The 8325-nt window shown below is 67.9% G+C and carries 10 protein-coding genes; 6 read left to right on the top strand and 4 right to left on the bottom strand.

Translation table 11 applies throughout. The features are described 5' to 3' along the window. Nucleotides 1-160 precede the first annotated feature (160 nt). Nucleotides 161-1753 (bottom strand): MDR family MFS transporter, encoded by a 1593-nt coding sequence (locus QH290_RS27460; protein WP_280262142.1) that lies wholly within the window; start codon nucleotides 1751-1753, stop codon nucleotides 161-163. Continuing rightward, a complete protein-coding gene (locus QH290_RS27455) occupies nucleotides 1737-2381 on the bottom strand; it encodes a TetR/AcrR family transcriptional regulator (RefSeq protein ID WP_280386052.1) in 645 nt (214 codons plus the stop codon). Before QH290_RS27455 ends, QH290_RS27460 begins: the two co-directional genes overlap by 17 nt. A gap of 127 nt (nucleotides 2382-2508) precedes the next feature. On the opposite strand from QH290_RS27455, the gene QH290_RS27450 reads away from it, so the two are divergent. Beyond that, nucleotides 2509-3699, top strand: coding sequence for a DUF1444 domain-containing protein (locus QH290_RS27450; RefSeq protein ID WP_280386050.1), 1191 nt, complete (start codon nucleotides 2509-2511; stop codon nucleotides 3697-3699). 19 nt (nucleotides 3700-3718) lie between these two features. On the opposite strand, the gene QH290_RS27445 is transcribed toward QH290_RS27450, so the two are convergent. Beyond that, nucleotides 3719-4144, bottom strand: a complete 426-nt coding sequence (locus tag QH290_RS27445; protein ID WP_280262135.1) for a nitroreductase/quinone reductase family protein — start codon at nucleotides 4142-4144, stop codon at nucleotides 3719-3721. Between the two features lie 126 nt (nucleotides 4145-4270). On the opposite strand from QH290_RS27445, the gene QH290_RS27440 reads away from it, so the two are divergent. The 5 genes from QH290_RS27440 to QH290_RS27420 all read left to right on the top strand — a co-directional run bounded on the left by QH290_RS27440 (nucleotide 4271) and on the right by QH290_RS27420 (nucleotide 7633). Beyond that, on the top strand, nucleotides 4271-4864 hold the full coding sequence (locus tag QH290_RS27440; protein WP_280262133.1) for a YbaB/EbfC family nucleoid-associated protein: 594 nt from the start codon (nucleotides 4271-4273) through the stop codon (nucleotides 4862-4864). Between the two features lie 137 nt (nucleotides 4865-5001). Further along, nucleotides 5002-5322, top strand: a complete 321-nt coding sequence (locus tag QH290_RS27435) for a type VII secretion target (protein ID WP_280262131.1) — start codon at nucleotides 5002-5004, stop codon at nucleotides 5320-5322. Nucleotides 5323-5325: 3 nt separating this feature from the next. Further along, complete coding sequence (locus QH290_RS27430; protein WP_280262129.1) at nucleotides 5326-6324, top strand: hypothetical protein; 999 nt, start codon at nucleotides 5326-5328, stop codon at nucleotides 6322-6324. Next, nucleotides 6321-7040, top strand: a complete 720-nt coding sequence (locus QH290_RS27425; RefSeq protein WP_280262127.1) for a hypothetical protein — start codon at nucleotides 6321-6323, stop codon at nucleotides 7038-7040. The genes QH290_RS27430 and QH290_RS27425 overlap by 4 nt, the downstream gene beginning before the upstream one ends. A 128-nt stretch (nucleotides 7041-7168) precedes the next feature. Then, nucleotides 7169-7633 (top strand): hypothetical protein, encoded by a 465-nt coding sequence (locus QH290_RS27420; RefSeq protein WP_280262125.1) that lies wholly within the window; start codon nucleotides 7169-7171, stop codon nucleotides 7631-7633. Nucleotides 7634-7767: 134 nt separating this feature from the next. Here the strand turns inward: QH290_RS27420 and QH290_RS27415 are convergent, their stop codons facing one another. Next, nucleotides 7768-8085, bottom strand: a complete 318-nt coding sequence (locus tag QH290_RS27415; RefSeq protein WP_280262123.1) for a hypothetical protein — start codon at nucleotides 8083-8085, stop codon at nucleotides 7768-7770. Between the last annotated feature and the right edge of the window lie 240 nt (nucleotides 8086-8325).

The raw sequence follows: 8325 nt of genomic DNA, 5'->3' as shown, positions 1-8325 counted from the left end.
ATCTCGGTCAGCGGCTGGCGCGTGGCCCCCGCGATCGCCTACAGCCCCCCGCCCACCCGCCGCGGCCCCCACCCCCTGGCCCCGGCGTTCCGGGGCCCCCCCCCCCCGCGGGCGGGGCCCGGGCCCCAACCGCCGGGGCCCCTGGTCGTCATCGACCGGATCAGCGCTCGGCGGCCTGCGCCTCCGGCTCCTCCTCCAGCACCGCCTCACCGCGGGCGACCATGCCCGCCTCGTCCGACAGCGTCAGGTGCGGGATGAACAGCGCGAGCAGGAACGCCAGTGCCGCACCGGGAATCAGGTACCAGAACCCGGGCACCAGCGCGTCGGAATAGGCCCCGACGATCGCGTCGTGCAGGCCGTCGGGCAGATGCTTGACCACCGACGGCACCAGCGCACCCGGCTGCAGACCCGACTGGACCACCTCGGGCCCGTGCTCGGTGAACACCTCGGTCAGCCCGTCGGTGAGCCGATGGGTGAAGATCGATCCGAAGATCGCGACACCGATCGCACCGCCCATCTCCCGGAAGTAGTTGTTCGCGCTGGTCGCGGTGCCGATCTGGTTGGGCGCCACCGCATTCTGCACCACCAGCACGATGATCTGCATGATCAGGCCGAGCCCCGCGCCGATCACCAGCAGCATCGCCGAGACCACCCACACCGAGGTGTGCGCGTTCAGCGTGGTCATCCACAGCATTCCGGCCGCCATGATCAGCGCGCCCAGCGGCGGATAGACCCGGTAGCGGCCGGTGCGGGTGATCGCCGCCATGGACGTGATCAGGGTGGCCATCATGCCGATCATCATCGGGATCAGCAGCAGGCCCGACACCGAAGCCGATGTGCCCGTGGCCATTTGGAGGTAGGTCGGGATGAACGCGAGCGCCGCGAACATGACCAGGCCGAGCACCAGCGCGATCGCCGAGGTCAGCACGAAGCTGCGATTGCGGAACAGCCACAGCGGCAGCATGGGCTCCTCCGCCCGCGCCTCCACCGCCACGAATGCGGCCACCACCAGCACCAGCGCCGCCGTCATGGTCAGGATCGTCGGCGAGCCCCAGTCGTAGCGCTTGCCACCCCAGTCGGTGATCAGGATGAGCAGCGCCGTCGCCGACGACATCAGCACGACCCCGAGATAGTCCGGCCGGACCTTCGGGCGGTGACTCGGAATGTTCAAGTAGCGGAACGCGATTGCCATCGCAGCGAGCCCGATGGGGACGTTGATCCAGAAGCACCACCGCCAGCCGATGTGATCGGCGAACAGGCCACCGAGCAGCGGTCCGGCCACCGAGGTGACACCGAAGACGGCGCCCATCGGGGCCATGAACTTGCCGCGATCCTTGGCCGGAACCACGTCGGCGATGATGGCCTGCGCGAGGATCATCAGGCCGCCGCCACCGACGCCCTGCAAGCCGCGGAAGACGATGAACTCCCAGAACCCGGTGGACACCGCGGCCCCGATCGACGCGGCGGTGAAGATGCCGATCGCGAACAGGAACAGCCAGCGCCGTCCGAACAGGTCACCGAACTTGCCGTAGATCGGCATCACGATGGTGGTGGCCAGCAGATATGCCGTGACGGTCCAAGCCATTTCGGAGACGCCGCCGAGCTGGCCGACGATGGTCGGCATGGCGGTGCCCACGATGGTCTGATCCAGGCTGGCCAGGAACATGCCCGCGATCAGTGCGGAGAAGATGAGCCAGATCCGCTTCTGGGTGAGGACGATGGGGGGCGGCGGCGCTTCAGCCGTCGTGGTCATCGGCGTTTCTCCTTCTGTCTCCCGCGTCGAAAAGGCGAGCGGCAAGGTCGATTTGGTCGTGTAGAGCGTCGGCGAGCGAGCGATCCGGGTGGTCGGCCAGCGACAGCGCCGCGCGGGTGGTGAGGGCCGACATGAGATGCGCTGCGAGAGCGGCGAATTCGGAGGAGGCCGCCGAGCCCATCCGGGCCGATAGCAGATCCCCGACGGCGGCCTCGTGCCGCGCCCCGGCGGCGACGAAGCCCGCGAGCACCCGCGGCTCCTGTTTGATGATCTCGGCGACCAGCGAAATGCTCTCCCGCACTTCGTCGTCGGGCTCGTAACCGGAGGCGTACAGCGCGGTGAGATCGTCGATCAGCACCCCGGTCGGACCGCCCGCGACGAATCGGTCCCGGGCGGCCGGGGTGCCGATCTCCCCCACCGGGCCGATCACGGCATCCAGCTTGGTCTCGTAGTAGTTGAAGAAGGTCCGGGGCGACACCCCGACCGCCTTCGCCACGTCCTCGGCGGTGGTGGCATCGAGCCCCCGCTCGAGGGTGAGCCGCCGCGCCGCCATGCACAGATCGAGCAGCGTCCGCCGCTTCTTCTGCTCCCGCAGCCCCGGCTCCCCGGCACCCTTCTCCTTGGTCATGGCAAAAATTTAGCACAAACTGCAATTTTTCAGATACTGCAATTACTGTGACGCAGCGCACTCCGCTCTTGCCACTGACGAAAAGCCTTGTGCTGCACCGGCACAGCGCCGTGACTAGGCTCGCCGCGTGAATTCTCTCGACGACGAGCTGAGCGCCTTCGCCGACGCCGTGCTGCGGCAGGTACGCGATGGCGGTGATGAGCAGGCCCACTACGATCCGGAGGAGTTCACCCTCCGGCTCGGCGACGACACCCACCTGTATCTGGGCAACCTGTTCCACGACACGCGCGGGCTGTCAGCGGCCGAACTCGACAGCGCGATCGCCTGGTTCGTCGCCGCGGCGCAGGAGTCCAGCGGCGATCTCCCGTCCTGGCCCGAGGCGCGGTCCCACCTGCGGCCGGTGTTGCGCCCGGCCACCTTCGGGCTCGACGCACCGCCCGATATGCGGCCTGTCGGCCGAGCGGTCTTCCCGTTCGTGAGCGAACTGATCGCGTTCGACCAACCTCGTTCGCGGTCGATCGTTCTCGAGGAAACGGTGCGGGAGTGGGGCGTCACGACCGACGAGGTGTTCGCGGCCGCGCACGAGAATCTGGCGGCCGTCGCGCCGCCCGCGGACGAGCCCGGGGCCGTGGTCCGCTACGTCGACGACGGCGACGGCTATGTCGCGTCCTGGCCGCTGCTGCCCGGGTGGCTGGCCACCCACCGCACAGCCGAGCACCGCCCCGTCGCCTTCATGCCGGATTTCGACACCCTGATCGTCGCGCCCGACGACCCGGAGGTACTCGGGCAGGTCTACGAAATGGTCGAGGAACATTACGGCGAGGCAGCCAAATCCCTGTCGCCGCAAGGGTATACGCTCGACGAGCACGGCCGGGTCGTGCCCTTCGACCGTGCCGGACCGCATCCCCAGAGCGGCGCCGCGGCCCGGGCCCGCAGCGGCCTCGCGGTGAGCGAGTACAACCTGCAGACCCAATGGCTCAACGACACCTACGAGCGCGACTTCGACTACGGCCCTTACGATCTCGAACCCGCCTACGTCGGTGCGCTGAACTACGTCGACAACGGCAACGGTCCCTGCACGGTGGCCGTCTGGGGCGAGGGCGTGGAATGGCTGCTCCCCGAAGCGGATTACCTCAGCATCTACGGCGTCGACGACGCCGAGGAGCCGGTACACCTGTTCACCGTGCCGTTCGACGCGGCCGTGGACATCGCCGGGCTGTCCCCGGTCCCCGGCATGGCACCGGCCCGCTACGAGGCCCGGACCTGGCCCGGCGAGGAGGTCCTCACCAGGCTCCAGGCAGCAGCCGTAGATCTGTGACAGGCGTAACGCGCGCGCACTACGGCCGCTGCCGAGACAGGATCACCACCGGAATTTCCCACGCGACCTTGGCCCGGAGGTCCTCCAGGAAACTCCAATGCTCACTTTGGTTGTCCCACAGTCTGTTTCGTTCCTGGCCCGTGGCCGTCGAGGCGGTCACGGGCCAGCGTTCGCTGCCCACCTCCACCTCGGCGTGGGGGTCGGCCAGCAGATCGTGGTACCAGTTCGGTCCGTTCGCCCGCCCGTCGTCGGCGGCGAACACGATCAAGCGCGCGCCGTCGGTGCCATAGCCGAGCGGCACGGTACGGCGTTCACCGGTGTCCGCCGACGTCGTGGTCAGCAGCAGCACATCGATGTCGGCGTACGGGCCGCCCAGCTTGCCGCCGTTCGCCCGGAACTCGGCGACGACCTCCCGATTCAGTCGGCGGCTCTCCTCTTTGGACATCCGCCGATGGTAGTCGGCCGGTGAGGCGGGGCCGTAGGACACCCGTTCTCGCGGTGGGATACGTTGGGCACACGTCGAAAAGGGGGCGGAGGTCGATCTCGTCCCCGCTAGGGGCAAGGACGGGGAATGAGCGGTGGTCTGGAGGGCGCGGCCGAGGATCTGGCGCGCTGGGCGGAGAACCTGGAGCGCAAGGCGCAACAGTTCCAGAGCCTGCAGGGGCGGATGTCGGCGATCAGCGTGACCGAGACATCGTCGGACAACCGGATCGCCGTCACGGTCGACTCCGGCGGCGCCACGACCGCCATCCACCTGGCCGCGAGCACCCGCGGGATGGATCCGGGCGCCGTCGCCGCCGAGCTCATGGCCTGCACCCGGCGGGCGCAGGCGAAGCTGCGCCGTGAGGTCACCGATCTCGTGCACGACACGGTCGGCAGCGACAGCGCGGCCGAGACGATCGTGGGGCAGTACGCGGAGCGGTTCCCGGATGCCTTGCCGGAGCAGGGTTTTGCGCCGCCGGGCCCGTCGCGGGATTCGGCGCCCCCGGCTTTCCCACCGCCTGCGCACGACGTCCCGGCGAACCCGCCCCCGCACGATGCGATGCCTACAGCACCACCCGCCCCGAACCCGGTCAGCCGCAAGCCCGATCGGGACGAGGTCTTCATTCCGGAGGATCCCAACGACGACGACCTGTATTACCAGCGCAAGTCCTGGCTGGAGTGAGCGGCTCGACCCGGAATCGGTGGGAACCGTTCCGGCGTCGAGAGCGTCAGAGTCGGTAGAGCACCGTCGACGGTGCGCGCGAGAGAGCGGTCGGTGGCGACGGACCGCGATGTACGGACGAGGATGGGGAGCCCGCGATGTTGAACGTTGACCCGGAACAGGTGCGCGACCACTCGGGCAAGGTGGCCGGGCAGGTGGACGGCCTGAACAAGGCGCTCGAGGCCGCGACGTATCTGGCCCACGTGGACGACGGATACGGCGCGCTGGTGCAGCCCTACGCGACCTCGATCCTGACCCGGCTGCACGATCGGATCGTCGACGGGCTGCAGAGGGTGAGCGAGCAGGCAGGCACCATGCCCGCCAAGCTGAACCAGGCGGCCGACGCGTTCGAACGGCAGGAAACCGAATCCTCGAATGCCCTGAACGGAGTGGGCGCACAGCAGGGACAGGGGGCGTAACCGATGGCCGAGCAGAACGACGTCGGCAAGTGGCTCAACGAATCCTCGGTCGCCAACGCCGGTTTGGGCGTCGCGGGCCTGCCCACCAACTTCGACGACGAGGCGCGCCCCGACAACGACCTGATCGACGAGGCCACCGACTACCGCAACACCTATTACCAGGAGGACGCCACCGTCCTCGGCAACCTCGGCCTGCCGGAAATGGGCAAGGAGGAGAACGGTGAGCGGGCGGACGGGAATGCGGGGGTGTTCAAGGGGACGCCGATCGGGGACGGGTTCGAGGCGGTCGATGCGTGGGCAGGAGGCGACAAATACCAGGCGGGATTGAAGGCTTGGGCCGCCACTGCCGCGTTGGTGGACGTCGCGAAGATCGGGTTGGATATCAATAGAGGTATCCATCTCGCCAAGCTCGACCCTTTCAACCTCGTGGGCGGTCTGCTGATGGGGTGGATGCTCGAGCATGTCGAGCCTCTGCGCAAGACGTTGGATTCGCTGGCCGGTAATCCGGACATGGTGAAGGCGTATTCCAAGTCCTGGGAGAACATCTCGAAGGAACTCGGCAAGGTAGCCGAGGGCTGGGTGAACGAGGTCGGCGCCGGAACCCAGGAGTGGGTGGGCCAGACCGGCGACGCCTACCGCACGAAAGCGGATTCGATCAACGCCGCGATCGTCCAACAGGCTGGCACGGCCGAATCCTTGGGCAAGATCAACGAGAAGATCAGCGATCTGGTCGACGGAGTTCGCGGCATCATCACCGAAATCCTGAACACCCTCGCCGGAATGCTCGTCGAGATCGCAGCCATTCTCGTCGCGTCGGCGGGCACGGCGTCCCCCGCCCTGATCGCCCGTGCCGTATTCGGAATATCGGGGGCAGCCACGAAGATGTCCACCGTACTGGCACAACTGGCGTCGGAAATCCTCAGTGTCGGCGCACTGGCCGACGATGTGGTCAAGACGATCCGCGCCGCGGGCGAGGTCGAGTACCAGGCGTCGATGGCATGAGCGCCGCCGACCCTTATCCCCTGCATCACTCCGCGGCACAGGGCGACCCACCCCCGGTTGGATACCGGCCCTATCGGCAACCGCAGGCGTCGTTCTTCAAGAAGAAGAAGCCGGGGTGGAAGATCGGAATGCCGTACCGCGTACTGCAGATGACCGACTACCTGCTACCGGACGGATCGTTCCCGCCGACGCCGATGCCACCGTTCCGAGATACGTTGCTGCCGTACGACTTCCTGATTCCGGGTGGCACCGACGAGAATTCGCCGATGCCACGGTTCCATGTCGAGCCCGGTGAGACCGGGATCCTGGTCCAGGCTTCGTGTCAGCCTCGGTGGCTGCGCGGCATGTTCTCCCGCCCCGAGATGAAGCTGAACGGCCTGACAGTGCGTCAGAAAACCCGCTGGGGCCGCAATTTCATCCCCGCCCCGCCCGGCCTACATACTCTGCGCGTATATCCACCGCCGGGACCGCCACCGTTCCCGGGTTCCATCAGCCACTCCACCCCCTGGCCCGCCGACGCCATGGTCCCGGTACTCGCGGGCCGGACGACACTGGTCTACTCGCGCGCATCGGTACAAGGCACGGTCAACGGAGCCCTCGGACCCGAACGCCGCCAACGACTGCCGGGCATCGTCTCCTACGCCATCCTGTCCGCATTGGTCTGGCCATTCTGGATCGCCATGCTCACCCTCGCGATCCTCGAATTCAAACGGTAACCACCCGGCCCGCCACGGTTATACCGTCAATACATGTACCGCTAAACGATGGTACGGTGACTGGCGATATGGATCGGGCGGCCGGTCTTGCGATCGTCGCCCGGTGTCACACCCGAGTGAGGAACCGAATGAATCGACGTGTCTCCCCGCGAACACTGACGCGTACCGTCGTCGCATCCGCACTGGTCCTGCTGCCGTTGGCGGCATTCGACGCGCCGGCGTCGGCGACCCCGGTCGTGCTCGAACCGGCCGACGGACTCGATGCCGCCGATCGCCGACCGAAGCCGGACCGCAAGAATCGCCCAGAACGGCCCAACCCGGGAACGTCGAAACCGAAGAAGCCCGACTCCCTCTTCCCTGGACTACCGGACTTCGACCGCCCCCGCCCCGCACCGCCCAGGCGCCCGGATCGCGATCGCCACCGCCCCCACGAGGAAAACCACTACCACTACCACGACGAAGATCACTACCACTATCACGACTACGACGACGATTACGACAACCCGGGCCCGGGCATCCCGCTTCTCCCCCCGAGCGGCAGCGGCTTCCCGCAATTGCCCGCGCCCCCACCGATTCCCGGCCTCACCGCCTGACTCGCCCGCACCGCCCGGTTCCGAGACCCGCCGCGAGACAACGGCGGGTGCTCGGCCCGGGGATCGCGGCCGAGCACGAAGGCGGCGCGTCGATGGCTCAGCCGAGAGCGGAGCAGCGTAGGGCAGGACGGAGATCAGAAAGCGCTGCCGGTGCCGGGCAGCCGGAAACCGTTCCAGCCGGGCCCACCGTTCCAGCCGGGGCCGCGGTCCCACTTCGGGCCGCGATCCCACCCCGGGCCGCGGTTCCAGTCGGGGCCGCGGTTGCCCTTCCCGCGATTGTTCCCATGGCCCTTACCGTGCACCTGCTCCACCGTCACCGAGGCGGGCTCCGCGACCGGCGCGGCCTCCGCAGCCGCCGACCCCGCGAAGGCAACAGCCACACCGGCCGCCACCCCGACCACGGCGGCCGTCCGCCCCGCCATCCGCCGCGACCAGATTCCGGATTCAGCCATGGTGCACATCCTTTCCACCCCGCCGGAACAACGGGGACGCCGACCGGAACCACACTGCGCGCCCCGGCCTATCTACTATCTACGTACGTAGACAGTAGATAAACCCGACGCAAGGGGCAAGCACTGGATCCGTCCCCAATACCACCCGACGACAAAGGCCCGGTCCTCACCGACCGGGCCTTCTCCGTGGAGCTGCCGGGAATCGAACCCGGGTCCACCGCCGCGTATTCAGGGCTTCTC

This window comes from Nocardia wallacei (assembly GCF_029869545.1).
GTDB lineage: Bacteria > Actinomycetota > Actinomycetes > Mycobacteriales > Mycobacteriaceae > Nocardia > Nocardia wallacei_A.
Note: the sequence above shows the minus strand (reverse complement) of the source record. Positions and strands in the feature narration are given on the sequence as shown.

What these genes read in the sequence shown, in the direction of transcription:
- QH290_RS27460 (WP_280262142.1), bottom strand. Translation starts at nt 1,753, where the DNA reads ATGACCACGACGGCTGAAGCGCCGCCGCCCCCCATCGTCCTCACCCAG.
- QH290_RS27455 (WP_280386052.1), bottom strand. Translation starts at nt 2,381, where the DNA reads ATGACCAAGGAGAAGGGTGCCGGGGAGCCGGGGCTGCGGGAGCAGAAG.
- QH290_RS27445 (WP_280262135.1), bottom strand. Translation starts at nt 4,144, where the DNA reads ATGTCCAAAGAGGAGAGCCGCCGACTGAATCGGGAGGTCGTCGCCGAG.
- QH290_RS27440 (WP_280262133.1), top strand. Translation starts at nt 4,271, where the DNA reads ATGAGCGGTGGTCTGGAGGGCGCGGCCGAGGATCTGGCGCGCTGGGCG.
- QH290_RS27435 (WP_280262131.1), top strand. Translation starts at nt 5,002, where the DNA reads ATGTTGAACGTTGACCCGGAACAGGTGCGCGACCACTCGGGCAAGGTG.
- QH290_RS27430 (WP_280262129.1), top strand. Translation starts at nt 5,326, where the DNA reads ATGGCCGAGCAGAACGACGTCGGCAAGTGGCTCAACGAATCCTCGGTC.
- QH290_RS27425 (WP_280262127.1), top strand. Translation starts at nt 6,321, where the DNA reads ATGAGCGCCGCCGACCCTTATCCCCTGCATCACTCCGCGGCACAGGGC.
- QH290_RS27420 (WP_280262125.1), top strand. Translation starts at nt 7,169, where the DNA reads ATGAATCGACGTGTCTCCCCGCGAACACTGACGCGTACCGTCGTCGCA.
- QH290_RS27415 (WP_280262123.1), bottom strand. Translation starts at nt 8,085, where the DNA reads ATGGCTGAATCCGGAATCTGGTCGCGGCGGATGGCGGGGCGGACGGCC.